General features: G+C 45.2%; 26 protein-coding genes. 14 read left to right on the plus strand and 12 right to left on the minus strand.

Annotation, left to right across the window (positions count from 1 at the left end):
- The first annotated feature begins 42 nt into the window (after positions 1-42).
- The 6 genes from IC229_RS30510 (at position 43) to IC229_RS30535 (ending at position 8,594) form a co-directional block, all read left to right on the plus strand.
- On the plus strand, positions 43-447 hold the full coding sequence (locus IC229_RS30510; RefSeq protein WP_190892036.1) for a DUF4221 family protein: 405 nt from the start codon (positions 43-45) through the stop codon (positions 445-447).
- 158 nt (positions 448-605) lie between these two features.
- Positions 606-803, plus strand: coding sequence for a hypothetical protein (locus tag IC229_RS30515; protein ID WP_190892038.1), 198 nt, complete (start codon positions 606-608; stop codon positions 801-803).
- A gap of 121 nt (positions 804-924) precedes the next feature.
- Positions 925-2,082 (plus strand): hypothetical protein, encoded by a 1,158-nt coding sequence (locus IC229_RS30520; RefSeq protein WP_190892040.1) that lies wholly within the window; start codon positions 925-927, stop codon positions 2,080-2,082.
- A gap of 573 nt (positions 2,083-2,655) precedes the next feature.
- Positions 2,656-4,197 (plus strand): DUF6734 family protein, encoded by a 1,542-nt coding sequence (locus IC229_RS30525; protein WP_190892042.1) that lies wholly within the window; start codon positions 2,656-2,658, stop codon positions 4,195-4,197.
- Between the two features lie 110 nt (positions 4,198-4,307).
- Complete coding sequence (locus IC229_RS30530; RefSeq protein WP_190892044.1) at positions 4,308-5,312, plus strand: efflux RND transporter periplasmic adaptor subunit; 1,005 nt, start codon at positions 4,308-4,310, stop codon at positions 5,310-5,312.
- A gap of 84 nt (positions 5,313-5,396) precedes the next feature.
- The gene (locus IC229_RS30535) at positions 5,397-8,594 is read left to right on the plus strand and encodes an efflux RND transporter permease subunit (protein ID WP_190892045.1); all 3,198 of its coding nucleotides are present in this window, start codon (positions 5,397-5,399) and stop codon (positions 8,592-8,594) included.
- Between the two features lie 42 nt (positions 8,595-8,636).
- Here IC229_RS30535 and IC229_RS30540 read toward each other — a convergent pair whose 3' ends face one another.
- The 5 genes from IC229_RS30540 to IC229_RS30560 all read right to left on the minus strand — a co-directional run bounded on the left by IC229_RS30540 (position 8,637) and on the right by IC229_RS30560 (position 12,045).
- Positions 8,637-9,239: a NifU family protein gene (locus IC229_RS30540; RefSeq protein ID WP_190892047.1), complete on the minus strand. Its 603-nt coding sequence runs from the start codon at positions 9,237-9,239 to the stop codon at positions 8,637-8,639.
- Positions 9,240-9,369: 130 nt separating this feature from the next.
- Positions 9,370-9,729: a 50S ribosomal protein L27 gene (gene rpmA / locus IC229_RS30545; protein WP_190892049.1), complete on the minus strand. Its 360-nt coding sequence runs from the start codon at positions 9,727-9,729 to the stop codon at positions 9,370-9,372.
- Positions 9,730-9,809: 80 nt separating this feature from the next.
- Positions 9,810-10,127: a 50S ribosomal protein L21 gene (rplU, locus tag IC229_RS30550; RefSeq protein WP_190892051.1), complete on the minus strand. Its 318-nt coding sequence runs from the start codon at positions 10,125-10,127 to the stop codon at positions 9,810-9,812.
- 136 nt (positions 10,128-10,263) lie between these two features.
- Positions 10,264-11,025, minus strand: a complete 762-nt coding sequence (locus IC229_RS30555) for an HpcH/HpaI aldolase family protein (RefSeq protein WP_190892052.1) — start codon at positions 11,023-11,025, stop codon at positions 10,264-10,266.
- 117 nt (positions 11,026-11,142) lie between these two features.
- Positions 11,143-12,045, minus strand: coding sequence for a histone deacetylase family protein (locus IC229_RS30560; RefSeq protein ID WP_190892054.1), 903 nt, complete (start codon positions 12,043-12,045; stop codon positions 11,143-11,145).
- Positions 12,046-12,179: 134 nt separating this feature from the next.
- Here IC229_RS30560 and IC229_RS30565 point away from each other — a divergent pair, with 134 nt between their 5' ends.
- The 5 genes from IC229_RS30565 (at position 12,180) to IC229_RS30585 (ending at position 16,479) form a co-directional block, all read left to right on the plus strand.
- Entirely contained in the window at positions 12,180-12,929 is a 750-nt protein-coding gene (locus IC229_RS30565) for an SDR family oxidoreductase (protein WP_190892055.1), read from the plus strand.
- Positions 12,930-13,057: 128 nt separating this feature from the next.
- Positions 13,058-13,498: a hypothetical protein gene (locus tag IC229_RS30570; RefSeq protein WP_190892057.1), complete on the plus strand. Its 441-nt coding sequence runs from the start codon at positions 13,058-13,060 to the stop codon at positions 13,496-13,498.
- A gap of 192 nt (positions 13,499-13,690) precedes the next feature.
- Positions 13,691-14,005, plus strand: a complete 315-nt coding sequence (locus tag IC229_RS30575) for a hypothetical protein (protein ID WP_190892059.1) — start codon at positions 13,691-13,693, stop codon at positions 14,003-14,005.
- 196 nt (positions 14,006-14,201) lie between these two features.
- The gene (gene fucP / locus IC229_RS30580; protein ID WP_190892061.1) at positions 14,202-15,464 is read left to right on the plus strand and encodes an L-fucose:H+ symporter permease; all 1,263 of its coding nucleotides are present in this window, start codon (positions 14,202-14,204) and stop codon (positions 15,462-15,464) included.
- Positions 15,465-15,558: 94 nt separating this feature from the next.
- Complete coding sequence (locus IC229_RS30585) at positions 15,559-16,479, plus strand: ROK family protein (RefSeq protein ID WP_190892063.1); 921 nt, start codon at positions 15,559-15,561, stop codon at positions 16,477-16,479.
- Between the two features lie 135 nt (positions 16,480-16,614).
- On the opposite strand, the gene IC229_RS30590 is transcribed toward IC229_RS30585, so the two are convergent.
- Both IC229_RS30590 and IC229_RS30595 read right to left on the minus strand, forming a co-directional pair.
- On the minus strand, positions 16,615-17,628 hold the full coding sequence (locus IC229_RS30590) for a zinc-binding alcohol dehydrogenase family protein (protein WP_190892065.1): 1,014 nt from the start codon (positions 17,626-17,628) through the stop codon (positions 16,615-16,617).
- A 63-nt stretch (positions 17,629-17,691) separates the two neighbouring features.
- Positions 17,692-18,870 (minus strand): cysteine desulfurase family protein, encoded by a 1,179-nt coding sequence (locus IC229_RS30595; RefSeq protein ID WP_190892067.1) that lies wholly within the window; start codon positions 18,868-18,870, stop codon positions 17,692-17,694.
- Between IC229_RS30595 and IC229_RS30600 the strand changes: the two genes are divergently transcribed.
- Positions 18,864-19,844 (plus strand): mechanosensitive ion channel family protein, encoded by a 981-nt coding sequence (locus IC229_RS30600; protein WP_317171668.1) that lies wholly within the window; start codon positions 18,864-18,866, stop codon positions 19,842-19,844. The two genes, IC229_RS30595 and IC229_RS30600, sit on opposite strands and share 7 nt — an antisense overlap.
- Positions 19,845-19,918: 74 nt before the next feature.
- Here the strand turns inward: IC229_RS30600 and IC229_RS30605 are convergent, their stop codons facing one another.
- Positions 19,919-20,656, minus strand: coding sequence for a TlpA family protein disulfide reductase (locus tag IC229_RS30605; protein WP_190892069.1), 738 nt, complete (start codon positions 20,654-20,656; stop codon positions 19,919-19,921).
- Positions 20,657-20,850: 194 nt separating this feature from the next.
- Here IC229_RS30605 and IC229_RS30610 point away from each other — a divergent pair, with 194 nt between their 5' ends.
- Positions 20,851-21,213 carry a DUF1304 domain-containing protein gene (locus tag IC229_RS30610; RefSeq protein ID WP_190892071.1) on the plus strand — a complete coding sequence of 121 codons (363 nt, stop codon included), beginning with the start codon at positions 20,851-20,853 and terminating at the stop codon, positions 21,211-21,213.
- 55 nt (positions 21,214-21,268) lie between these two features.
- On the opposite strand, the gene sugE is transcribed toward IC229_RS30610, so the two are convergent.
- The 4 genes from sugE to IC229_RS30630 form a co-directional block, all read right to left on the minus strand.
- Complete coding sequence (sugE, locus tag IC229_RS30615) at positions 21,269-21,586, minus strand: quaternary ammonium compound efflux SMR transporter SugE (RefSeq protein WP_190892073.1); 318 nt, start codon at positions 21,584-21,586, stop codon at positions 21,269-21,271.
- 344 nt (positions 21,587-21,930) lie between these two features.
- Positions 21,931-23,259, minus strand: a complete 1,329-nt coding sequence (locus tag IC229_RS30620) for an ammonium transporter (protein ID WP_190892075.1) — start codon at positions 23,257-23,259, stop codon at positions 21,931-21,933.
- A gap of 65 nt (positions 23,260-23,324) precedes the next feature.
- Positions 23,325-24,479 (minus strand): porin, encoded by a 1,155-nt coding sequence (locus IC229_RS30625; protein WP_190892077.1) that lies wholly within the window; start codon positions 24,477-24,479, stop codon positions 23,325-23,327.
- A gap of 357 nt (positions 24,480-24,836) precedes the next feature.
- Entirely contained in the window at positions 24,837-25,187 is a 351-nt protein-coding gene (locus IC229_RS30630) for a 4Fe-4S dicluster domain-containing protein (RefSeq protein WP_190892079.1), read from the minus strand.
- Between the two features lie 133 nt (positions 25,188-25,320).
- On the opposite strand from IC229_RS30630, the gene IC229_RS30635 reads away from it, so the two are divergent.
- Positions 25,321-26,355 (plus strand): acyl-CoA reductase, encoded by a 1,035-nt coding sequence (locus IC229_RS30635; protein WP_190892081.1) that lies wholly within the window; start codon positions 25,321-25,323, stop codon positions 26,353-26,355.
- Positions 26,356-26,365: the final 10 nt, after the last annotated feature.

The raw sequence follows: 26,365 nt of genomic DNA on the forward strand, positions 1-26,365 counted from the left end.
GGGATCGAAGGCTGATTCAAGTTTTCTTCCATAAAAAAGAAGTTGCCTTCTTTACAAATTAACTCACGGATCAATAAAATCTATTCAATGCCTTCTGCTATCAAATATTCCGATGCTGAAGATAGCTATGTATATTATGTTAACAATCTTTATTATGGTGCATTACATTACGACAGTTATCGAAAATATTACTATAGATTAGTAAAAAGACCCGCAAAAGTAGAATACACTAAAAATGACCTCAAAACTGGGGTAGCTGTCGAGCAGCAATGGTCGGTGATAATTGCTGATGAGAATTTCAATAAGATTGGAGAGACTGATTTGCCCAAGGATGTATGGGGAGGATTAGTATTAGTCTCCAAAGAAGGCTTAGTATTGCAAAAATCTATTGACAATGAAGATTTTATGACCTTCTCCATTTTTGAACTTATGCGCAATAATGAATAATACAGAAATTTGCTTAATAGTATTAGATCCGTTTAGCTACTTCTAATAAAATATTCGGGTAAATAGAAAATGGGTTACATTACCCATTGCATTATATCTAAATGCTGTTGAATTTTGTGGCGTTCAATGAATTATTTAACGCTTAACTGAAAGTAAAAATGACAGAGGTAAACCGCAAAAAAATAGCAAAATTCTCTTTATTAACCGCTTCATTAGCAATGGGGATGACATTTAGTCAATCATTTTTTAATGAAGCCCAAGCAAGTGGTGGAGCCAATGATAAATATGGAGCGGTGGGTAGTACTGGAGCTGTTATTTGTTATTGCCAAAAGTCCGGTTCTAACTGTAAATGTTAATCAACAGTTATTAATTAAACAGGGGCCATCCGTTCGTGAGATTTCTTGCGAACGGATGAAATCATACCTAGAGGTATAGTAATGATTATTTCCAATATCTCTTTTTAAAGATCATAAAAAAATGAAAACATACAGTTTATTTCCCCTTGTAGTTATAGTACTATTCATATCATGTAGTTCGAACGATGATAAAAGGCCGAATTTTAATGAAAAATTCAAAATAATAATTTTTGATACTGTAGCAGTTCCCATAAAAGGCAAACTAATTACTGCAGTAGATCACAATAATAAGAACGGGGATATTTTACTTTGTGATCTAGCCAATATTGACACAATTTATCTCGCTAACAAAAAAGGATATGTAAAAAAAAAGGTTTCATTATTAGGCCAAGATGCAAATAGATTAGGTTCGGCTATATTTAATATTGGTTTTCTGGGTTCTGATACTATAGTAGTGAACAGCGAAAGAGGTTTTTTCTATTATAATTTAAGTTGGGAATTACAAAGATCTATTTTGGACAAAACCACACTTTTAAGTTATGGAGCAGGTATTATACCTAGAATACGTCAATTTAAGGAGAAAGGAAAAGTGTTTTTAATTCAGCATTTAAAACCTTCTTTTGAAGGTCCCATTAACTCAGAACATGGATATAATAATTATAAATCTATTACAATATATGACATCAACAATAAGTCGCATAAATTTATCGCCGGCTATGAAAAAGAAAGTATATTCCAGAAAGAAAAAATGTATTTTGGAAGTCCACTAAATTTCTTTGACATTGATAAAAATAGCAGGCTGCAAGTAATACACAATCCAGATTTGAATTTATACGAATATGATATAGAAAAACCTAACAATCCTTACTTGGTAACAAAGTTATATCCAGCTTTTTTTCAACTGAATATAAAATACGGATTAAATGAAAATATAGAATCAAAGTATGACGATCAAATAATCAATAGTCAATTCGTTGATCTAAACTGTTTTGATAGATTTACTTTCTTAACGTATAGGACAGGTATACCTGTAGATATTTATAAAGAAGTAAAATCAAGTTCAGAGTTACCAGAGTTATTTAAAGCGCACATGAAGTATTATGTACTATTATTAAAAGACGGGAAACAAGTATGCGCAGACATACTATTGCCTAAAGGGGTCAGCGGTATAGCTTTTATAAAGTCATCAGATGATATATTACTTAATACTAACCCCATGATTACCGAAACAGAATCAAGTAGCATTTTCTACAGAGCTAAACTAGTCAGAATAAAATGATAAAACTACTTAATGTATTGCTTTTGTGCACTTTATTTATTATCTGTTGTTCTGATGACAGAGGGGCAATTGAAAATGAAGTCCATAAAATAACACAAGAGTATTATAAATAGTCTAGTAATTGTTACTAGCGTGACAGATTGCATAAGCTGCACAATAGATCGTATTACTAATTACATAAAACTAGCAAAGGAAAGCAAGATAATATTGATAACTTATTCACCAACAGAACAGAGCAGTCACAATTATAATTTAGCATTAGTAATAAAAGAATTCAAGATTAATGATAATAAAATCCTTAAGCAGATTGGTCAATATACAAAAACAAAAAGCGGCCCTTACTTTTTAAAATTTCATGACGGTAAATTAGCAACTATTCAAACTAATTTATGACTTTCTAGGCAATAATTTAGCAAATATTAATTACAGAAATTTATAGTAATATTCTCGCCAACCCCTTTTAATAGCTGAATTATTCCCATGTAATATTGGCGTAAATATGCCTGAAAATATTTTCTAAGGCCCGAACACTTTAAAATACCCGTACAAAACATTAGTATGGTCAACTCTTATATGAAAAGTATTCAAAGTACATGGTTTAATGAATTTTCAGAGCACATAGATTATCACTGTGGCTGGTTATCTCCTGGCTTTAATCTTTTTAGTTGGTCATTAAGTAGTTTACAGCTCTCAAAATTGTTCAATAAAACTGAGTTAGTGACTGATGATATAGGTGCTGAACTAGCTAGTAGATTACAATTACCTTATAGCTCCATAAAGACCAATTTAGAAGCTGTAAAGCATGAAAGCTATTTATGGGTATCTAATAAACTGTATACCTACTCTATTCAGAACGAGCCTTTTATTCATTTAGACACAGATGCCTATTTATTCAATCAAGTTGATAGGCGTTTGCTAACGGCTTCATTGACCGCTCAAAATTTTGAATATGACCACGATAATTATATTCAGGCTTATCAGGATATATTGACTCACTTTAAATATGTTCCAGACTGGATTTGCAAAGATGCGTACGGTCGACTAACGGCTATTAATGCTGGTTTTATAGGCGGAAATGATGCTTCCTTTTTTCAGGAGTTCACAACTGTCGTCGCTGACTTCCTTGAGAGAAATCAGGCTGAATTAGGTAAATGCCAATATGACTACCTAAATGTGTTTGTCGAGCAATTGCTCTTCAAAAAATATGCAGATTTCAAAAATATTCCAATTGAATATATTTCGCCTATCGAATTCGGCCCTCCCTGTGATTACAAAATGGCTGAATTTACACAATTACCAGTTCATTGTAATTATGTACACATCACTAATTACAAGCGCAATCCAACGGTTTGCGAACAAATGGCGCAACGGCTTTGGCTGGAATCTCCTAAACTGTATGAAAGGGTATTAACGGTCTGTAGGCAGTTAGAAGCTTCTCACCATGCCATTTCTCAACCGGCTGCTCTACAACCAGTGCCCTCCCCTTTTTATCGAACCGAGCACTTACTGAATTCGCTTCAAGCTTTTTCTCTTTTTAATAAATCAGCCGAAGAATTGGAGATTTTTATTGATGCTCTTCCCGAGGGCCAACTTAAGGTTGTCGTTACGGATGTATTTCAATATGAGTGCCGTCGACAAGATTTTAGCAGAACTTTACCCGAGCCAGCCATATTCAAAAGCCATTGGCAGCACTATTCTCAACAAACGAATACCTTTTTAGGCTTACCCCTTGAGGTATTTAGCCGGAAATCCATTCGACAAAGCGCCTACTGTTTCCGGATTGAGTCAGAATGGAACTGGGCGGAGGCTAACGAATTTGCCGGACAAACTGCCGACCGGAATTTAATCGATAATCTGCAAACTGAGCCAGCCTATTACGAAACGCTGTTATATGTTTATCCACACGCGGGGATCATTCGTGAACATTTGTTAGATGCAATTAATATACTGATTCTGGATGCACTGGAAACTACCCGTAGTATTGACTCAGTCGTAGATGGTATTTGTGACCAAGTGACAGATCATCAGTCTCAGGTGGACCACCAACAGTTAAGAGATACGATTATTAACCGCATCCGTCATTTTCTGTATCATGGTGTTCTAGAGGTAGTATGAGTAAAGTCGTTGCAGCCGTTCTGATTCAAGTACTCATAGTAGCAAGCAGTTTATGGCTCACTGGCTGTCACTCAGTTAGTTCATCTAGTGATCAACCAGACAGCACAGCTTTGACTACAGCTGTTACAACACAATACCCCATCGTTAGCTGCCAACCTGCCCGAAGAATCTCTTTTGCCTTAACAACCACTACCAATGGGCTGATACATGCTTCCGCGCAAAGTAAGCTCAGTTTTCGAGTGGGTGGCACCATCCGTCAAATTCTGGTAAGCAATGGCTCAAACGTATCGGCGGGCCAAGTGCTGGCCCAGCTAGACGACCGCGACCAGCGCCTGGCTCTTCGCGTGGCGCAGGACCAACTGGCCGAAAGCCAGGTTCAACTTCGGGCTCTAATTGCTGAATATGGTGGAACTGAACTGGATACACTAAGTTTGAAGGCAAACTCACGTGCCTACGTACTAACAAAAAGTGGCTACTATAAAGCGCTAACCGCGCTAATGATGGCCCGTCAGCAACTGGAATATACTACGTTACGTGCGTCTTATGCGGGTAAAATTGCAAATCTGAGCGCCAGGACCCATAATTTCATTACGTCCTACGAACCATTTTGCACCTTACTCAGTCAGGCAGCAGTTCTGGTTGAGTTTTCGCTGCTGGAAAGCGAACTGGCTTCCATAAGAATTGGGCAGCCGGTACGTATTACGCCTATTGCTCTACCCGACCACCACTACGTTGGTCAGGTTTCGGAAATAAATCCATTTGTAAATACGCAGGGGCTAGTATTGATTAAGGCACGTATTACCCATACGGATGCTCACCTTTTCGAGGGGATGAACGCCCGCATCACCATCGAACGACGATTGCCGAATCAGATAGTGATTTCCAAAACGGCCGTAGTTGAGCGTTCCGGGCGAAAGGTAGTCTTTACCGTTGAAACAGATAACCTATCGACAAAGCCGGATCAGGCAGCGAAGGCCAAATGGAACTACGTAACAATAGCCTATGAAAACGATACCGACGTAGCCATTAGCGAAGGGCTAAAAGCCGGTGACCGTGTCATTGTATCAGGCAATCTTAACCTTGCCCACGACGCCCCCGTGCAGATTCAGCAATAACGGCTTTACTACGTGTCTCCTTCTATAGCCACACGAGCAAAATCCTGAAAATCATTCTAATCCAGTAAATCCCGGTTCAGACCATTGACCCACTACCTCATTCACCGCCCCATTGCCGTTTGCATCGTCACCCTGGCGTTAGCGGTACTAGGTGTGCTGGCTTTTAATCAGTTACCTGTTTCGTTGCTGCCCGATATTCCCATACCGGAAATTACAGTGCAGGTGAACCATCCAACGGCATCGGCAAGGGAGTTGCAGCGAACCATAGAACAGCCGCTACGTAATCAGCTTTTGCAGGTGGCTCACCTGAACGATATTGAATCGGTTACACAAAACGGCTTAGCTATCCTCACGTTACGTTTCGATTATGGCACAAATATCCGGTTGGCTTATCTCGAAACCAATGAGAAAATCGATGCAATACTGGGTCAGTTACCGCGCGACCTCGAACGCCCTAAAGTCATCAAAGCTGGCGCTGGCGATATTCCGGTTTTTAACCTGAACGTTGTACCCGGCCCAACGTACCGCGAAGATTTTTTAGCCCTGAGCGAATTCTGCGAGAACGTATTGAAACGACGTATCGAACAACTTCCCGACGTAGCACTGGTTGATGTGACTGGTTTAGCACAGCCCGAAGCAGTCGTACAGGTTGATCCAGCTAAATTAGCCAGCTTAGGACTTACCGAACAGAATCTGGTCGACGTGCTAAAGCAGGCCAATCTCCAGCCGGGTAATTTCAATATACGGGAAGGCCCTTATCAGTATAGCATTCGTTTTTCGTCGGTCTTACAAACTCCGCAGGACGTTGAAAAACTTTACTTCAGCATCGGCGGCTCAGCCGGTTCGCCAGCCGGAACAGCCCAAAGCGATCCGCGTGTTACGTATTTTGCCGACAACGTACTGACCGCACAGGAAACGCACGTACAAGCCCCGCGCCGACTGATTGCTTTACGTGAAGTAGCAACTGTTACCCTGCGCGAACGGCCCCTCACAGGTAGCTATGGATTTATTGGCAACAATTTAACAACACGACAATCCAGCGTTCAGCTACCGGCGCCAGGACGTAGCATCTGTCTGGCCATTATTAAACAGAGAAACGCTCAACTACTGCACCTACGTACTGAATTGGCTAAATTACAGAAACAGTTTAAAGCCGATTACCCACAAATCGAATGTACAATCAGTCAAGATCAGACCGAATTGCTGGATTTATCCATAAGCAATCTCGTCAGTAATTTACTGACTGGTGCCCTGCTTACGTTTGTCATGATTTTCTTTTTCATGCGCGACCGTCGTCTGCCGCTATTGATCGGCCTGGTGATTCCTATTTCGATTGCCGTTACGTTTCTGGGTTTTTACCTACTGGGTTTATCCATCAATATTGTTTCACTGGCCGGGCTGGTGTTAGGAATGGGCGAAATTGTCGATAGCGCCATTATTATTCTGGAAAACATTGAGGAAAAACGTGAAGCAGGACTAAGTGTAGAGGTAAGCTGCGTATCCGGCGCTGAAGAAGTAATTCGCCCTTTATTTACGTCTGTTCTAACCAATTCGGCGGTCTTTCTACCACTCTTGTTGCTAAGCGGTCTGGCGGGGGCATTATTTTTCGATCAGGCCGTTTCGGTATCGCTGGCGCTGGGCGTATCATTAGCTTGCTCTTATACACTGGTTCCCGTGCTCTATTACGTACTCTACCGGAATGAAGGAAGTATGAAGGCCATTCAGCCACCGACTCGATTTATGGTCTGGTTAGGCAGAATGTATCATCTTGTATTTTCAGCTGCCTTTCGCTTTAAGTGGGCTTTGATCATTAGCTTATTTATGTTACTGGGAGGAGCTTACCTGATAACGCTACGTATTGAAAAGCAGGGCATGCCCGATGTGACCCGAACCGAACTGGAAATAGTTCTCGACTGGAACGAACCACTTACCGTTGCCGAAAACAAACACAGAACCGAACAATTGATACGTCAGCTACAGCCAGCTCCTATATACACCAGCCTGTTTATTGGCCAACAACAATTTCTTCTTAACAGGCAACTTCAGCAGGCGGAAAATGAGAGTTTAGTAAGTTTGCGAACAACTTCATCGTCAGATTATTCGATGTTATCAACTACGTTAACCGAGCGCCTAAAGAAGCAATTTCCCAAAGCTATTTTCACGATAAGACCCGCCCGTAACGTGTTTGAACAACTCTTCAACACAACCGAACCAGCGTTACGTCTCAAGCTTTATAATGCAGAGAGCCAGCAACCAATCAATTGGGACGTAGTAGACAGAATTACCCGCAACCTGGCACAGTTCGCTCCAAACGAGGTAAGCAACAGTGTTGGACAGCAAAATCAATTGGTTGTTCGGCTACAGATTGATAAACTATTACTGTACGATGTGGATGAAACAACAGTTATTCAGCGCCTGAAGACCATATTCAATAATAATCAGGTTACGACCTTACAAACAGCGCAGCGCTTTATTCCGCTCGTTCTTTCAGCAACAAGCTCACAGGAAACTTCAGCAGGCTGGCGGCAGGCTTTCGTCTACAATCGGCAGAAACAACCTATTCCAATACGTAATCTGATTGACGTTCGGCCACAAACCGATTACAAAGCGTTCTATGCTGATAAAGAAGGCACGTATATCCCAGTTGATTTTGCGGTCAGGAGTTCTGATATCCCCATCCTAGAGCAGCAGGTTTCGCATCAACTTCAAGCCGAAAAAGGGATAGTTGCAGGCTTGTCGGGGCGTTATTTTCGAGATCAAACATACCTCGGTGAATTACTTATAATTGCCGCGATTGCAGTTCTGTTGCTATTCTGTATACTGACTGCCCAATTTGAATCTCTACAACAACCACTTATTGTCTTGTTAATTATTTTTCTGGGACTTTCGGGTGCAGTTTGGGGGCTTTACCTGGCGGGCGAAAGTCTGAATGTATTATCCGCCATCGGCATGGTAGTTCTCGTTGGCTTGCTGGATAATGATTCTATTTTGAAGATTGATACCATGAACCGAAGCCGGGAAACAATGTCGCTCATAGACGCCATTCGTTCGGCTGGTCAACGTCGACTTAAATCACAAATGATGACCTTTCTAACAACAGTATTGGGGCTCTTACCTGTACTGTTCAGTGGTGGATTAGGTTCTGAATTACAACAACCACTGGCGATATCGATTATAGGAGGAATGTGCATTGGCATCCTGGTATCTTGGACGGTCATTCCGATACTCTATTGGTGGTTAGCAAGTCGCAAACGAAGTCGCCAGTCATTAGGTTTACAATGACCGCGACTATCGGCTGACGACTAACAACTATCGACTTATTTACTATACCCCTTCTGCTTCTACGGTTTTCACTTCGGGGACCAGTCGAGTCAGTAGGTTTTCAATACCGGCTTTCAGTGTCAGCGTCGACGAGGGGCAGCCACTGCATGAGCCCTGAAGAAGCACTTTCACAATACCACTAGGTTCATCGAACGAATAAAAACTAATTGCTCCCCCGTCAGATTCCACAGCAGGTTTAATATACTGATCCAATACTGCTTTGATTTTCTGCACAGTTTCAGAGTCCATATCCAGTTTCGTGGTGTTGGCCTCCATCGTCCGCTGCGCAAAAACAGGTTTTTGCGCACCAAAGTAATCTTTGAGGAAAAGTTTTACTTCAAATAATACGTCGTCCCATTCGGTTTCGTCGTCTTTGGTTACTGTTACAAAGTTGCCCGAGATAAACACCCGGCGAACAAAATCAAAGCCGAACAGAGCAACGGCTAAAGGAGACGCTTTCCCGTCGAGCAGTGCATCACCCGGCGTAGCGTAGTCGAACGAAAGTCCGGCTGGTACAAGCTCAAAACTGACCACGAACTTCATCGAGTTCGGGTTGGGACTTCCTTCTGTGAAGATGGATACGGGTCGGCTTACTGTCGGATTCATATCGAAATGTATGCAGTCAAGATTCGCTTTCAGTTACTGGGTAACACGCCAATCATTTTTTTAGTTTTTGTCATAAAAAAACCCGCCAGACTGTATCTAGCGGGTTCATTCATTTCAGTAAACGTAGCGATTAAGCTTCTGCAGCTTCTTCTTTAGCTGCTGCTTTCTTCGGAGCTGCTTTTTCTTTAGCTACTGGAGCAGCTTCAGCAACAGGAGCTACTTCTACAGCCGAAGGGCCAACAGGAATGATATCTACGTAAGACCGGCTGTCACGACCTGGGCGGAACTTAACCATACCGTCAACCAGGGCAAACAGGGTATAATCTTTACCCAACCCAACATTTTTGCCAGGATGGTGTTTGGTGCCGCGCTGGCGGACAATAATGTTACCGGCAATCGCCGATTGGCCGCCGAACAGTTTGACACCTAAGCGTTTGCTTATCGAGTCACGGCCGTTTTTGGAACTACCTACACCTTTCTTGTGTGCCATTTTCTTTTAAAGTCGTTAGTAGTTAGTCGCCAGTCGTCAGTTTGTTGATTCACTATCGACTATCGACTATTGACTGATCACTAAATAGTTATGTCTTCAATCAGGACTTTCGTCAAATACTGACGATGTCCATTTTTCTTTTTGTATCCTTTACGGCGTTTCTTTTTAAAGACGAGTACTTTTTCGCCTTTCAGATGTTCGACGATTTTGGCCGATACCGTTGCGCCTGCAACAGTCGGAGCACCGATGCTAATGCTCCCTTCGTTGTCAACAAGGAGAATTTTCACCTTGTCGGAGGCAAGTGCAGCGTCCACGTCGCCCTCTAACCGGTGGGTATAGATAGAGCGCCCTTTCTGGATCTTGAATTGCTGCCCTGCGATCTCTACGATTGCGTACATTGTGTTTTGTATGAATTTGGAAATGAGGGTGCAAAGGTAGCAAAAAAAGAGGTATGATGTATGATAGATGATGAACAAATTTCAAGATCGTAAACGGGCACACCTAAAGGCCCATCATACATCACATATCACTCTCCTATCCTCTTCCCTTCATAAAATCGGTAGTAGCTGATTTAAGCAGGCCAGAAAATGTATTTAAGCAAAATAATACGCCCCGGTCGATGAGTGCGCGGGCCTGATCGCCCGTGGCAGCGGTCGTGCCGACAACCAGTCCTGCTTTTTTGATTTTTTCTACTACGCCCCCAATGGTACGTTTAACTTCATCATGAGCAGAGCCATCGTAATAACCCATCGACATGGCCAGATCCCGGGGGCCGATGACGAATCCATCAACACCCTCAACAGTAAGCAGTTGATCTAAATTATCAACGGCTTCCTTGTTTTCGATTTGGGGTAGTACCAGGGTTTGCTCATTTGCAAATTCAACGTATTCTCCCTGGCTCATCGTACCCATGAGGTAATCGTTAGCCCGTACGAACCCAAATCCCCGCGTACCAACTGGCGGATATTTAACGGCTTTGACAAAGGCTTCAAGTTCGGCAACCGTACTCACACCGGGCAGCATGATACCCATTACACCTGCGTCAAGAAACTGCAAAATCAGTTTTGGGTCGTTGCTACGTACCCGCACCAGGGGCGTAATACCACTTACCTCGCAGGCACGAACAATGTCCTGAACCTGTGCCGTCGTGACAGGACTGTGCTCCCCGTCAATCATATAAAAATCCAGTCCCGAAAAACCGCAAAGTTCAGCGATGGTCGGATCAGCGCTGTTCGCTAAAACACCCAGTACAGGTTGGCCGTTATTCAGCCGCGTTTTTACAATATTCTGCTTCATAGATAGCTGTAAAACACAGGTAAAGCCGCGTTCTACTACGTTTGTTTATTGTTCACGATTGCAATTAGACGCTTTATTGCGGATACACCAAATAGAAGTGAAGCTACGTCGAATAAATCAGAAAAACAGGCTCGAAGCGACCCGGAACGTATTACAATGCGCTTCGACAATATCAGCCAATCGGGGCGAATAGCCACCACCCATCGAGACAACAATGGGTAAGTTGTTACGTATCGCCTGCTCAAAAACGAACGTATCACGCTGTTTGCAACCTTCGCGACTTACTTCTAATTTCCCCAACCGATCCGACTCCAGAATGTCGACCCCCGAAATGTAGAACAGAAAATCGGGCTGTTCGCGCTGAATCAATTGCGGCAACGTATCAGCTAACGTATTCAGATACGTAGCATCGGTGGTGTTCGTCGGAAATTCAATATCCAGATCAGACTGTTCTTTTTTGAGCGGATAATTATCCTTCCCGTGCATACTGAACGTAAAGACACGCGGCTCCTGCTGAAACATAACGGCGGTTCCATTGCCCTGATGTACGTCCAGATCAATGATCAGTATCTTCTTTGCCTGCTCATTGGCGAGCAAATAATGAGCAGCCACTCCTACGTCATTCAGCATACAAAACCCTTCACCTCGATCAGGATATGCGTGGTGCGTACCACCTGCTACGTTCATCGCTACGCCGTCGCAACGGGCAATTTGCGTACAGTCAATCGTTCCCTGTGTGATAACCCACTCGCGGTGAATCAGCTCAGGAGTCAGCGGAAAGCCAATCCGACGTATCATGGCGGGCGGCACAGTCAGTTCTTTTAATGAACGAACGTAGTGAGGAGTATGAACGCCCAGCACCCAGCGGTCATCAACGGGTGAGGGAGCAAAAAAATTGCCATCGGTGCAGGTGCCTTCGTAAAGTAATTGTTCGTGAATGAGTTCGTATTTGAGCATCGGAAACCGGTGTCCTTCAGGTAATCGAAGCCGGTAAACTGGTGAAAAAGCAATCTGAAGCATGGAGTCGTCGGACAGAATTTATCTGTCCCGTTCGATAAGGATATGCATTTCTTTAACGCATCTGGGTCGTCATGTGTTACCAATCTGGCTCAATCGTTCGTTGTTCAGAAACTTCCAGTACTTATCCAACTCATATGAAAACAGCTATCATTACCGGGGGCGGTCAGGGAATTGGCCGCGTAACTACACAGTATCTATTAACCCACGGCTACCGGGTAGCCATCTGGGAATCGGACACCGACGCTCTTGCTGAACTACGTGAAGCGTTTAAAGCGTCGTCGGCCCAGATTCTTTTCGTCAGTTGTGACGTATCGAGCGATGCCAACGTCCGCAAAGCAGCCGAGCAAACCGTTTCGCATTTCGGCCATATTGATACGTTAATTAACAATGCAGCCATTATGATTGAGCGGCCGCTCGACAAATTAACGCTCGAAGAATGGAATCGGGTGATTGGCACCAACCTGACGGGGGCATTTCTCTGTTCAAAGCACACAGCCGGTTATCTGGCTGCTCAAAAGGGAAGTATCATCAATATGTGCTCGACGCGGTCCGTTCAGTCGGAACCTGATACGTTTGCGTATTCGGCCAGTAAAGGCGGTATTTTGGCCTTAACTCATTCGCTGGCAGTAAGCCTTGGCCCCGACGTGCGCGTCAATGCCATCAGTCCAGGGTGGATCGACGTATCAGCATTAAAGAAAAAGGCCAAAGCAAAGTCTGAAGAATTAAGTCCAGAAGATCATTCACAGCATCCGGCAGGGCGCGTTGGTCAGGCCGACGACATTGCTCGTATGATTCTGTTTCTGATTGCTCCTGAAAATAGTTTCATTACGGGCCAGAATTTTGTTGTCGATGGCGGCATGACCCGAAAGATGATTTACGTTTAGGCCAATAGGTTGGTTAACCAATTCCATTCGGGCCGGTTAATAAGTGCGTGAGTATTTATAACCAATATGATGCCGCCGGAGTTACTTTTGTGGAATCATTTCGAATATACTCATACACTTTATCAGCTATGGAAATCGAACTCACCACCGACATTGAGACAGCGCCCCTGGAAGTCCTTGACCTTCAGGTATCGTCGCGCCCCGACATCAATCAATCGTTACTATCGGTTAAAATGCTGTGCCGCCACGACCGAAATGAGCGACAGTGGCAGATGCCTAAACTGACATGGTATGAGGCAAATCGACTTCAGCGATTTTCGCGGGAGATGGCCGGAAGTAATCATTCTAAGCCATATCGCATGGATTTGATGGATGCGGGCCTCCGATTGACGGGTTCGGTACGTAGGCAGGAAGGTCGCTGGACATCAGACCGTACGATCCAGATTGAGCCACTGCCTAGTTCGAAGAACCAGTTTTCGGCCTTTACGATTCACGCATCTCGCAATGATATACTCGCCTACGCATCCAAGCTATACCATCGGCTTTGGGAGGTATTTACGCGGGGCTAAGCCTAACGAATGAACCGCGCGGGCGGCCCCGAATAGGTAATTAAAAATGAGTAATTGATTGGCAAGTGCGACGCCCAATCAATTACTCATTTTTCATTACCTATTCGGGGCCGCCCGCGCGGTTCATTTTATTTCTAACAATTACCCGTTCTTATTGGTCTAGGTAAAACACAGATAAAAAATCAATACGTTATGGAAAATGTAAATCAGGATGCGATGCTCAATGAGCAGTCGAGGACGTTCAAACCCGATACCGGCGGCCCTATTCAAATTCCCGACCAAAGCGAAATGTTAAATCAGGAATACGACCCAACGGATTTGTCGGGCGACGCGAATACGGTCCCAACTACGCCAATAGATGAGCAGGACGCTCAGTCGGGAAATTCAGGGATGGGAGCCGCTTCGGGAAGCCCTAACATGGAACCAGACACCCGCAACTACGGCAATGGTGATACGTTAGGTAATAACGACGGCACCGAACCCGACCCAGAAATGACCGACGAGTAGAAGATTCTTTAAACTACAACGACGGCCCGGCACAAAGAGCGCTAAGGTATACGCAAAGGTTCGCAGAGAACTCCGCGAACCTTTGCGTATACCTTAGCGCTCTTTGTGCCGGGCCGTCGTTGCGGTTAAAAAACAACTCAAAAGGTAGTTTGGAGCCAGTAAGTGCTTTACTACTTCAAAATTTCGACCTTAACTCATGCAGGCAATTCCCGCAGTCAATCCGGCTACTAAAGCCGCCTTCACCGAAAATAAATACCTCGTTACGTTAGTGTTTGTTACGTCGCTATTCATGCTATGGGGCATCGCTATCACTATGGGCGACGTACTGAACCGCCATTTTCAGAACGTATTGCACGTTTCGAAAGCTGAGTCGGGGCTGGTGCAGTTTTCCATTTTTGGGGCTTATGCCGTCATGGGAATTCCGGCGGGACTGTTCATGAAACGGTTTGGCTATAAAAACGGGGTTCTGCTTGGACTTGGATTGTACGCTGCCGGTGCATTTCTGTTCGTACCAGCCGCCAACGCCGAATCGTTCGGTTTTTTTCGGATTGCGCTGTTCGTTCTTGCCTGTGGACTGGCTACGCTTGAAACGGTAGCGCACCCCTTCGTAGCGGGTTTGGGCGATCAACGTACCAGCGACCAACGTATCAATTTTGCCCAGTCGTTCAATGGGTTAGGTGCGGTTATCGGGCCACTTATTGGCGGTTTTTTCATTCTACGGGCTGGTCAGGAGCACTCCAACGATCTTGAGTCGGTGAAACTGCTTTACCAGGTCATTGGTTCGGTAATTCTAGTCATTGCCATCGCATTTTCATTCGTAAAAGTGCCGCCCGTTCAGGATGCCCATGCTATCGAAGCAGAGGCCGATGCTTATGCAGTTCCTACCGAACCCGCTGATTTAAAGGTACCCAGAACGCTTTTTTCACATACACATTTTATCTGCGCCGTCATTGCACAGCTTTTTAACGTAGCAGCACAGGGCGGTACGTGGGCTTTCTTCATCAATTACGGCGTTGAAAAGATGGGATTCGTGGAGGAAAAAGCGTCATATTATTTTGCCTTCAGTATGGTTATGATGATGGTCGGACGCTTTGTTGGTACGTATCTGATGCGATTCATTGCACCGAACAAAATGCTGGCCGGTTTCGCGCTGGGCAGTATTCTAATGTGTCTGCTGATTGCCCAAAGTTTCGGCTGGCCTTCGTTCATTGCCCTCATCATGCTTAATTTCTTTTTCAGCATCATGTTCCCGACCATTTTCAGTTTAGGATTGAAAGGGTTGGGGCAGCATACGCAACAGGCTTCATCGTTTATTGTGATGGGCGTTGTGGGTGGTGCTTTGTTCCCACCGATCATGGGGCAACTTGCCGATAAGGACGTAGCAACTGCTTACTACCTGCCAATTATCTGCTACGTTGTTATTTTCCTGTTTGGCGCTAAATTTTATAAGGTGAAGTAAACGTATTGTCAACCCGATTAAATTTGTCGTTTTACCAAACAGCCAGCCGATGTACTACGTCGGCTTTCTGACTTCATTTTTAGCGTAACAACAAATGCAAACGTATTGGGGGGTTGATTTAGGAGGGACCAAAACAGAAGCGGTTATTCTGTCGGCCCCTTCGCCCGATGCCGTGATTATCCGCAAGCGAATCGCCACCGAAGCACACCACGGCTATCAGCATATTATTAATCAGATTGTCAAACTGATCGATCAGGTTAAGGCCGAAACCGGTATCCAGCCCGATAAAATTGGCTTCTGCACACCCGGTACCATTGATCCAGAAACGGCAACCATGAAAAACTCCAACATGGTCTGCATCAACGGGCTGCCATTTCGCGAAGACCTCTCCCGTGCACTGAACGTCGACGTAACGACTACCAACGACGCCAATTGTTTCGCCCTTTCGGAAGCGACCATGGGCAGCGTTCAGGAAGTTATTCCTGATTTTCGGATGGTATTCGGCGTTATTCTCGGAACGGGCGTCGGCGGAGGTGTCGTTTTTCGCGGCCTCGACGGACGACCAGTAGTACAGGCTGGTCGTCAGGGAATTGGCGGTGAGTGGGGCCACAACATTCTCGAAGAAAATGGCTATCCCTGCTATTGCGGTAAACGGGGTTGCAACGAACAGGTTATTTCTGGCCCGGCTCTCGAACGATTTTACCATGAGCAAAGTGGCGAAAAACGTACGCTAAAGGCCATTCTCGACCGCTATCAAACTGCCAACGATACGTTCGCAACGGTCACTGTTGAGCGGCTTCTGGAAAATTTTGGTCGAGCTGTTTCTACGATTGTCAATATGCTCGACCCTGATGCAATTGTGCTGGGCGGGGGCGTCGGCAACGTCGATTTGCTGTATACCGAAGGTGTTGAACGGGCAAAAAAATACGTATTTAACGACGGTCGACTTAATACGTTGTTCCTGAAGCCCAAACTCGGCGACAGCGCTGGTGTTTTTGGTGCAGCACTGCTCTAGTAGCGCGGACGGTTTCACAATACTAGCTTTTACGTATCACCCCCAACCCCCTGAAGAGGCTCTGCTTGACTATACTTAACTTAAGGCCCCTTCAGGGGGTTAGGGGTGATACGCACTACGGAATTGAAATCGGTATTAATACAAAATCACCGTTTTGCCGATGGTTTTGCCGCTTTCCTGCAAGCGGTGGGCTTCTTTTAAGTTTTCGACGGTGAAGCCGATTATCGTTTTGTTCAGCGTCGTTTTCAACGTACCATCATCCAGCAACTTTGCCACGGTACTCAGGATGTTATGCTGCTGAATCATGTCGTCGGTCTGGAACATGGAGCGGGTGTACATAAACTCCCAAGAGAACGTAACACTCTTGTTTTTCAGCTTGTTGAGTGCTAGAGGAACCGACGAACCAGTTATGGAAGCAATATGTCCCTGTGGTTTAATGAGTTCGGCTATTGCATCCCAGTAACCGTTGATATCCACAAAGTCCAGAATAAAATCAACCTCTTTGAAGCCAGCCGCCCGCACGTTTTCCACCAGATTCTGATGACTTATGACTACGTCTGCTCCCAGTGATTTGCACCACTCCTGCGTTTCTGGTCGGGAGGCTGTAGCAATGACCTTCAGATGGGCAAGTTTTTTGGCTAGCTGGATAGCAATAGAACCCACGCCACCGGCTCCACCGATCATCAGAATGCTCTTTCCGCTGTCTTTATCGGCACTAATACGTAAGCGGTCGAAGAGAATTTCCCAGGCGGTTAGTACAGTAAGTGGCATAGAAGCCGATTCGGCTTCATTGAGCGTAGTCGGTTTTCTCCCTACGATACGTTCATCAATCAACTGATACTCAGCGTTCGTACCTGATCGGGTCAGGTCGCCGGCGTAGTAAACTTCGTCGCCGGGTTTAAATAGACTTACTTCCTTACCTACGGCTTCGACAACGCCAGCGGCATCCCAACCAATGATTTTTGGTTCAGGTAGTACAGTATCTTTAGCACTGTTCTGCCGGATTTTAAAATCAACTGGGTTTACCGAAATGGCTTTTATTTTTACCAACAGGTCGCGGCCCGTAGGTTGTGGTGTGGGCGTTTCAAACTCAATGAAGCTCTCCGGCTCCGAAATGGGTAATGAGGTTTTAAAACCAATTGCTTTCATATTGAAACGTGGGCGGAAGCCCGCAGTATTATACCAACAATTGCGGGCTTCCGCCCACGTTACTTACCGAACCAGCTCTTTCTGATACAACCCCACCAACGTATCGACGGCGTAATCTATCTCGCTGGCGGTGTTATACTTACCGAACGAAAAACGAACGTATCCGCGATTAGGATCGAGTTCCGGCAGAACAGCCAGTACGTGTGAGCCAACGTTCGAGCCACTCGAACAAGCCGACCCACCCGATGCTGAAATCCGGGCAATATCAAGGCTGAATAAGAGCATATCGCTAATGTCGGAGGGCGGCAGGCTTACATTCAGAACTGTATACAAACTGTTTACTACGTCGGCCGAATCGCCATTGAACTGAACCTCGGGCATTTTTTCCCGCAATCGGTCAATCATTCGCTGTTTTAACGTAGTGATGTGCTGTCGGTGATTTTCCATATCGCGATACGCGATTTCCAACGCTTTCGCCAAACCAACAATTCCGTAGACATTTTCAGTACCTCCACGCATGTTACGTTCCTGTGCACCCCCATATACAAACGGGTGAATCTTAACGCGGTCAGCATTGACGTAGAGAAATCCTACGCCTTTGGGGCCGTGAAATTTATGTCCGGCACCAACAATAAAATCGACGGGCAATTCCTGCAAATTGTGCCGAAAATGGCCCATTGTCTGCACCGTGTCGGAATGAAAAATAGCGTCGTATTGGCGGCAAATCTCCCCTACCTGGTTCAAATCCAGCAAATTACCAATTTCATTGTTACCGTGCATCAGCGAAACGAGCGAGCGGCCACCTGCAACGTTACGTTGCTTTTGCAGGAGCTCTTCAAGGTGAGCCAGATTGATACGTCCTTTAGGATCGATATCAACCAGACTTAACTGAATGGTGCCCAGTTCGGCCAGGTGTTGAAGAGTGTGCAGCACGGCATGGTGCTCCAGGGGCGACGTAATGGCATGCCGGATACCGTACGTCTCAATGCTGCTACGTATCGCCGTGTTGTCGGCTTCGGTACCGCCCGATGTAAAGAAAATCTCGGCGGGCGACGTATTGAGCAACATGGCCACCGTTTTACGCGCTTTTTCGATAGCTGTCCGCACCGTCCGACCGTGGCTGTGAATGGAGGAAGGATTGCCAAACTGCTCGGTCATTAGAGGCAACATCGCATCCAATACTTCGGCATCAAGTTGGGTAGTAGCGGCATTATCGAGGTAAATGGCAGCGGTCGATGTCATCAGCAATTCTGGTTTGTGGGTGCAAAGGTACGGCCAACCTTAGTAATGATGAAACACAATCGAAAGCTCTGTCGTTCTCCTGTTACCACTACGTACTGCACATTATGGATTTTTCGGAGGCCTCCGGGCTCATTTACGCTGAACTTACATCCTGGATTCGCACGGTCATTCGCTACGTGCCCAGACTGGCGCTGGCCATTCTGTTACTGCTTTTCTGCACGTTTCTGGCGCGCTGGATCAGTCGCTGGGTAGTGCGGGGACTCAATCGGATTAGCACTAACCTTTCGCTCGTTAATCTGACAGGAGCAGTTGTGCACGTAGTGATTATGGCCATAGGGCTATTTATGGCACTCGGGATTCTGGGGTTAGAGAAAACGGTAACCTCGCTTCTGGCCGGAGCGGGTGTAATTGCCCTGGCTATTGGATTCGCTTTTCAGGACTTAACAGCCAATTTCATTTCGGGTACTATGATAGCCGTTGCGCGACCGATTCAGGTGGGCGATACCGTAGAGACGAACGGTTTCACAGGTAAAGTAATGGATATCAAACTCCGATCTATTGTCATTGATAATGGCAAGGGGCAAACGGTCGAGTTGCCGAGCAAAGACGTTTTTCAGAAGCCCATCACTAATTTTTCGCGGATTGGTCACCGACGTATCGAATTGAACGGCGGCATTTCGTATCTGGACGATATGACGCACGCACAGCAGGTTGCCATAGCCGCCGTTAAGCAGCTTCCGTTTGTGCTTGATACGCTCCCGGTTGACTTACATTACCGGAATTTTGGCGATAATAATGTGCAGTTTGTTCTCTATTTCTGGATAAATCCATCCGCAACCAATGCACAGGCCGCCCTCAGCGATGCCATGATTGCCGTAAAAAGGGCTTTCGATGAGCAGAAAATTCTAACTGTTTTCGCCGGGCAAACTTTCGATCTAAAGCATAAACTAGATCAGGAAGAGAAAGAAGTATGAAAAGATGTATGCAGTATGATATAGGATGTATTTTAAGTAGTTTTCATACATCCTATATCATACTGCATACCTATCTAATACAGCGCCGTGAGCACCTGTTTCAATCGGTCATAAATACCTGGTCCTTGAAGGTTAGCTGCTACTTTTCCGGTTTTATCGATAACAATAATTGTTGGAACCGATGTTATATGAAACTTATTGTGAAACCCGTAGGCATTCGGCACTGGCACAAACGGCAAGCTCTTAAGTATCGGATTTTTATCGTCTTTTGATTGTTCGCTGTTTAGTACGCCTAATACTACTGGTGCAGTTGCAGATGGGTGCGTGCGCAGAGCCGCAGCAAACTCTGCCGATTGCTTTTCATCCCAGAATTCTTTTTCGAGGCTAATCAAAAAACTCAACACCACTACTTTCCCGGCTAATTCGGTAGAGCGATAGAGTTTACCATCTAGTCCTGTCATAACGAATGGTGACATTATCTGACCGCCTTTGGGCTGTTTTGCTGGATCACGGTCGCGGAAGCGATGCGTTTTTTGTTCTTCGGCGGTCGACGCACGCATCAGATATTCCCGTGGCTGGCCGTATTCGTCGTATTGAGGTACTAAATGATAGGCGAATGGGTCTTTTTTGGTTAACTGACTGTACTGATCTATCGTCAGTCGTTGCCCGGTTGCCTGATCCAGAATCGGTTTTTCTTCATCCGAACGTTGGCTGGTTTGTGTGCTGATTTTCTGCACACTCGTTTGCGCCATACATAACGTATTGATCATCAGCAGGCACGTAGTAAGGATTAGTCGTTGGTTTGAGGTCATCTTGGGAGAAAGTTTTTTGGCTTCTCAATGGACCATACGTAGCAGTTACTACGTAGCATGTATAAAGCCCGTTTTTCTGGCTAAATCAAATATCGGGCCAGACCGGGTAAAGGCTTCAGAAAGAGCAGCGCACTAAGTAGTTAGTAATCTATTTTTTGCATATTCACACCCGAAAAGTTAACTCGAATCCAATCATGAAATTACTAGCCGACGTACTGATAGGTCTTGTTGCTATTGAGCACATTTACATTTTATGGCTGGAGATGTTCGCCTGGACGACACGAGGGCGCAAAACCTTTCGCTCATTCCCACCCGATTTGTTTGAACCTACTAAATCGCTGGCTGCTAATCAGGGGTTGTATAACGGTTTTCTGGCCGCCGGTTTGATCTGGTCACTACTCATTCAGGACGTCCTATGGGCGCAGTACGTTGCTTATTTCTTTCTGGGATGCGTCATAGTCGCTGGTATATTCGGTGCCTTAACGGCGCAGAAATCCATCTTTTACGTACAAGCGCTTCCCGCTATTTTGGCCTTGATTGCTACGTTGCTGTCATAAATCAAATCCGGAAGCAGGACGTAATAGGCCCTGTCTCCCGAACGATTGACAACAGTTAGCGTTCTGACAGCTTCATCAGGATAAGGCCAGCTATAATCAAGAAAGCAGCAAGCAAGCGCATAAAATTGATCGGTTCGCCAAGCAGGAGAGTACCAAGAATAAATGTCCCTATTGCTCCAATACCAGTCCATATCGTATAGGCCGTACCCAGTGGTAGCGTACACATCGCTAAAGCCAGTAGGGCAAAGCTGGCAATCATAGCAATAAGGGTAATTAATGAGGGAACAAGCCGGGTAAAACCATCCGACTGTTTCATGGAGTAAGCCCAGACAACCTCCAGTAGACCAGCGAAAACTAAATAAATCCAAGACATGACATAGACTTTTAAAGTCGGGTCGTCCCGAACCAGTTTCCCATGATGGGGAGGTCGTCCTCCTGGTTGCCAATCCTTTTCAGAAACAGGTAACGCAGCAAAAGTAACACTTACTCCAGAAGAAATAGTTTGGCATTGAGTCTATAATTTCGAATTCTATAAAAGCAGGAAACCGCCCCCAAGTGGGAGCGGCTCCATGAGTACAACAAAACCACAGATAAAACTGTCAGACGTTTGGGCCAGACAGGTGCCTGTGGCTCTGCCGATGTATGTTATAGTATGTATGAAGTAGGATATATGTCGCGACTGGTTACAACCTATATCCTACTTCATACATAAATAAATTACGCTTCGATCAGGTATTCGTCGTGCTGGCTAACGTCCAGACCAACTTTCTCGTCTTCTTCCGTCACACGTAGTGGCAGAATCAGGTCGGTAACTTTCAGTAGCAGGAACGACATACCGAATGCGAAGGCCGATACGCCTACCAGCGCAATCATGTGCTCGATGAACAGACCCGTTTCGCCGAAAGCCAGCCCTTCAACCGTAACGGCCGAGTTAATGCCTTTTGAAGCGAAAATACCCGTCATAACCATACCAACCATACCCCCAACACCGTGGCAAGGGAATACGTCAAGCGTATCGTCGAGTGTCGATTTTGAGCGCAGATGTGCTACGTAGTTCGAAATAATGGAACTGATAGTTCCGATGAAAATTGCCGTCGGGACCGTAACGAAACCAGCCGCTGGTGTGATAGCCACAAGACCTACCACCGCACCGATACAGAAACCAAGTGCTGATACTTTTTTGCCTTTAGCTGCATCAAACAATACCCAGGCCAGACCAGCCGCAGCCGCAGCGGTGTTGGTGGTAGCGAAAGCCGAAGCTGCCAGGGGAGTAGCGCCAACTGCAGAACCAGCGTTGAAACCAAACCAACCAAACCACAACAGACCCGTTCCTAACAGAACAAAAGGAATGTTGGCCGGTGGAAAGTAGCTCGCTTCGATTTGCGATTTCCGACGCTTCAGGTACAAGGCACCCGCCAGAGCAGCCCAACCAGCCGACATGTGAACAACCGTTCCACCTGCAAAATCAAGTACACCCCGCTTGAACAGAATACCTTCTGGATGCCAGGTCATGTGCGCTAAAGGTGCATATACGAACAGGCTAAACAGGATCATGAACAGGACATACGACCGGAAGTTGATACGTTCGGCCATCGAACCTGTTACGAGCGCCGGTGTAATAACGGCGAATTTCAATTGGAAGAAAGCAAAGACAACCAGCGGAATCGAAGCAGCCAGCGACCAGGGCTTGCCGTCGAGTACACCCTTGAACATGAAGTGATCCATTGGGTTACCGATAAATCCACCGATTGACGTACCAAACGCCAGGCTGAAACCAACAACTACCCATAGTACACTAATCACGCCCATGGCCACAAAGCTTTGAAGCATTGTAGAAATCACGTTTTTATTGTTGACCATACCCCCGTAGAAGTACGCCAGACCGGGCGTCATTAACAACACAAGCGCAGTAGCGACAAGCATCCAGGCCGTGTCGCCGGAGTTAATGCCTTCTGTTACAATCTGCGTTGGAACAGAGGGAGACAGAACAGCCACTATGCTGATAATGAGCAACATGGCAAGTGGAATGTAATTGGGTTTTTGCATGATACGTAACTGTTTTTTGTTGTACTAGAATTAAATTAATGGTTAAGAAAACGGGGATACGGTTATTAGAATTTAAAGATGGCCGCCATTCCGAGCGTAGCCTGCGACGGCGTCAGTTTGCCATCATTCTTCTCAAACTTGTCAGCCGAGTAGCTATCGATACGTAGTTCGGGTTTGAGTAGTACGTGTCCATCGGCAGCCGTGATGTTGCCAGTGATCGTAATTGAATTCACGCTGGCACCATTTCCTGCCGCGTCGGTGACACCACGTACGCCACTCTTGTTATCAAACATCTCATAACGAGCACCCAGGCCAAATTTGTCGGTGAATGCGTAGTTCGTATACAGCGCAAAACCGCCCCAGCTTTTCGATGTCGATGGGCCACCAGCGCCCTGATAATCACCCTTTTGAGAACCTGTAGCAGCATTCAGACCCAGGAAAAATTTAGAGGTAATCTGATACGTAGTAGTCAGGTCAAAGAGTTGATACGTAGCACCGTCTTCGTTCACAGCGTCAACACCTTTAGATGCTTCGTTCGACGCGATGGCGTTCAGGTATACGCTCCAGCCCGAAACCGGCGAGAAAAAGAATTGTCCAATCAATCCTTTCTTTTTGTTGTTGTCGAAAGCGTTATCTACGTTATTCACCAGACCGACCATCAACGAAGCCTTATCGCTGAAGGCATATTGCGCTTTCAAACCGACGTGATAGAATGGCCCATTGTTGAAGAGGTTCGACAGCGAATAGTTGTAGTTCACAGGAGCGTCGATTACTTCATAACCAATGTGCGTTCCAAACTGACCCGCCGTAAACGACAATTTGCTGCTGGCTTTGAAAGTGATGTAAGCTTGTTTGATAGCCAGTGCAGTAGACCCTGCTCCAAGAAATCCTACATTATTACCATAGTTCCCCAAATCAGCAAATGGTCCGAAAGCAAGGTCCATCACTGCATCCACTTTATCGGCCGTATAAACAGCTTTCGCCTGAATCAGGCCAATTCCAAACTGACCAGCTTTCTGGTCAAAAGCACGTGCATTGCCTACATTAGAACCGTTTAAACCCAGGTTCGACTGACTTTTCGGATTGTTGAAATTTCCAAAATAGTACGTATCCATGTAACCGGAAAAAGTAAATTTTCCGGAAGAAGCAGAGGTAGAATCCTGCGCCTGAACGGCAAATCCTAAAAACAAAGAACCAATAAGTAAAATGACTTTTTTCATAGTTTTAATTTGGTTGCATAGGAACATTACTGTGGTCTTATTTCGTAGCAAATTTTATTACTTAATTTATTTTATGCAAGAAGTTGCTTTAAATATTTATGCCTTTTTTCGATTTTTGTCCAATATTGTTAGAATTATACTAATGATTCTATTCTAAATGCCGAAAATAGTATGAAAATTCGTTTTTTAAAATATTTTGCTAATCTATTGTTTTACCAAATTTTATTTTTTACTATATTGTTTGTTTCTAAAGTAATAGTCATTTTATCGTACCCCAAAAAGTGCAAAAACAAAAAGGCCCAACCAGCGAACTGATTGGGCCTTTTTGGCGGTATTTTCGATTATGAAATCGTGCGTCTATGCTTCTGCATGGAGCCAGGCTTTTTTAGCTAACAATGTTTCTTCATCTTCCTCGTGTTCTGGGTCGGGAACACAGCAGTCGACGGGGCAAACAGCCGCACATTGAGGTTCTTCATGAAAACCCATGCACTCAGTACACTTATCAGCTACAATATAATAAAACTCGTTCGAAACCGGACCCTGTGGATCTCTGCCGCCTACTACCGTACCGTCACCGAAGTCGACTTCGGTCAGTTCGGTCCCTCCACCCCAGGTCCATTCAACGCCACCTTCGTAGATAGCTGTGTTGGGACATTCGGGTTCGCAGGCACCACAGTTGATGCACTCGTCGGTGATCATGATTGCCATGGGCAGTACTTTTTATAAACAGTAAATTTGTGAATTGCTAAATTGAACAACAAATATAATTATTTAAAGGTTGGCATCAAACTAATATTTCATTCCATTAGTTGATGGTGTATTCCATTTGTTTATTCAATACATGCTTCAATCAGAACGCCTACAAACGTTCGTCGCCTTAGGCGATCACCTACGCTCGGGCGAAGCCCAATCCGAATTGACCGAAATCGCTCACCAGGCTCACCAAAAAAATAACTGGTTTACAGTCGATAACTCGCTGAATGCCTTAGGTGCTATTGCGAACGAATTTCTGACTGCCGATAAACTAACTAGCTGGCTGAGCCCCTACCGACCCGAACCTGAAACGGTACGTAACATTGGTGTAGTTATGGCTGGAAATATTCCGGCGGTTGGATTTCATGATCTCCTCTGCGTGCTCATAAGCGGGCACCGGCTGCTGGCTAAATTAAGTAACCAGGATTTTGTACTTATCCATTATTTAATACAAAAATTAAAGGAGATTAATCCTGCTTTCACGAGTTTTGTCGAAGAAGCGGAACGCCTTAATGCAGCTGATGCATACATCGCCACAGGCAGCAACAACACATCTCGCTATTTTGAGTATTATTTTGGTAAAAAGCCCAATATCATTCGTAAAAACCGCACTTCGGTGGGGCTGCTGATGGGCGAAGAAAGTGAAGAGGAGTTTGCGAAACTAGGCCACGACATATCCGATTATTATGGACTCGGTTGCCGGAACGTATCGACAATTCTCGTTCCCGACGATTACAATTTCACACCACTGCTACGTACGCTGGAACCCACTGCGAAAATGTATCTGGACAACCACAAGTACCAGAATAACTACGACTACAACAAATCCATCTATCTCATCAATGCCGTACCCCACCTTGATAACGGGTATCTGTTGCTGACGGAAAATGATGGGCTGGTTTCACCAATCTCAGTACTATACTACCAGACCTACCAAACGCAAACCGACGTACTGAATTGGTTATCAGAACGTAGCGAACAGATTCAGGTAGTAGCTTCAGCGCAGAACTGGTTTTCGGGCCATACTACGTTACCAGGAGTTGCCTTCGGCCAGACGCAACGACCTGGCCTAAGCGATTACGCCGATGGTGTAGACACAATGGCGTTTTTGTCAAATCTTTGATTAGCTATAA

Origin of the sequence: Spirosoma profusum, assembly GCF_014699005.1 — a bacterium.
Classification (GTDB): domain Bacteria; phylum Bacteroidota; class Bacteroidia; order Cytophagales; family Spirosomataceae; genus Spirosoma; species Spirosoma profusum.

Bases quoted from the DNA above. Each gene is read 5' to 3' on its own strand.
- IC229_RS30625 (WP_190892077.1), bottom strand. From the start codon at position 24,479: ATGAAAAAAGTCATTTTACTTATTGGTTCTTTGTTTTTAGGATTTGCC.
- IC229_RS30630 (WP_190892079.1), bottom strand. From the start codon at position 25,187: ATGGCAATCATGATCACCGACGAGTGCATCAACTGTGGTGCCTGCGAA.
- IC229_RS30565 (WP_190892055.1), top strand. From the start codon at position 12,180: ATGAAAACAGCTATCATTACCGGGGGCGGTCAGGGAATTGGCCGCGTA.
- IC229_RS30525 (WP_190892042.1), top strand. From the start codon at position 2,656: ATGAAAAGTATTCAAAGTACATGGTTTAATGAATTTTCAGAGCACATA.
- IC229_RS30620 (WP_190892075.1), bottom strand. From the start codon at position 23,259: ATGCAAAAACCCAATTACATTCCACTTGCCATGTTGCTCATTATCAGC.
- IC229_RS30520 (WP_190892040.1), top strand. From the start codon at position 925: ATGAAAACATACAGTTTATTTCCCCTTGTAGTTATAGTACTATTCATA.
- rpmA (WP_190892049.1), bottom strand. From the start codon at position 9,729: ATGGCACACAAGAAAGGTGTAGGTAGTTCCAAAAACGGCCGTGACTCG.
- IC229_RS30595 (WP_190892067.1), bottom strand. From the start codon at position 18,870: ATGACATCGACCGCTGCCATTTACCTCGATAATGCCGCTACTACCCAA.
- rplU (WP_190892051.1), bottom strand. From the start codon at position 10,127: ATGTACGCAATCGTAGAGATCGCAGGGCAGCAATTCAAGATCCAGAAA.
- IC229_RS30635 (WP_190892081.1), top strand. From the start codon at position 25,321: ATGCTTCAATCAGAACGCCTACAAACGTTCGTCGCCTTAGGCGATCAC.
- fucP (WP_190892061.1), top strand. From the start codon at position 14,202: ATGCAGGCAATTCCCGCAGTCAATCCGGCTACTAAAGCCGCCTTCACC.
- IC229_RS30540 (WP_190892047.1), bottom strand. From the start codon at position 9,239: ATGAATCCGACAGTAAGCCGACCCGTATCCATCTTCACAGAAGGAAGT.
- IC229_RS30600 (WP_317171668.1), top strand. From the start codon at position 18,864: ATGTCATCAGCAATTCTGGTTTGTGGGTGCAAAGGTACGGCCAACCTT.
- sugE (WP_190892073.1), bottom strand. From the start codon at position 21,586: ATGTCTTGGATTTATTTAGTTTTCGCTGGTCTACTGGAGGTTGTCTGG.
- IC229_RS30570 (WP_190892057.1), top strand. From the start codon at position 13,058: ATGGAAATCGAACTCACCACCGACATTGAGACAGCGCCCCTGGAAGTC.
- IC229_RS30585 (WP_190892063.1), top strand. From the start codon at position 15,559: ATGCAAACGTATTGGGGGGTTGATTTAGGAGGGACCAAAACAGAAGCG.
- IC229_RS30590 (WP_190892065.1), bottom strand. From the start codon at position 17,628: ATGAAAGCAATTGGTTTTAAAACCTCATTACCCATTTCGGAGCCGGAG.
- IC229_RS30515 (WP_190892038.1), top strand. From the start codon at position 606: ATGACAGAGGTAAACCGCAAAAAAATAGCAAAATTCTCTTTATTAACC.
- IC229_RS30605 (WP_190892069.1), bottom strand. From the start codon at position 20,656: ATGACCTCAAACCAACGACTAATCCTTACTACGTGCCTGCTGATGATC.
- IC229_RS30555 (WP_190892052.1), bottom strand. From the start codon at position 11,025: ATGAAGCAGAATATTGTAAAAACGCGGCTGAATAACGGCCAACCTGTA.
- IC229_RS30560 (WP_190892054.1), bottom strand. From the start codon at position 12,045: ATGCTTCAGATTGCTTTTTCACCAGTTTACCGGCTTCGATTACCTGAA.
- IC229_RS30610 (WP_190892071.1), top strand. From the start codon at position 20,851: ATGAAATTACTAGCCGACGTACTGATAGGTCTTGTTGCTATTGAGCAC.
- IC229_RS30575 (WP_190892059.1), top strand. From the start codon at position 13,691: ATGGAAAATGTAAATCAGGATGCGATGCTCAATGAGCAGTCGAGGACG.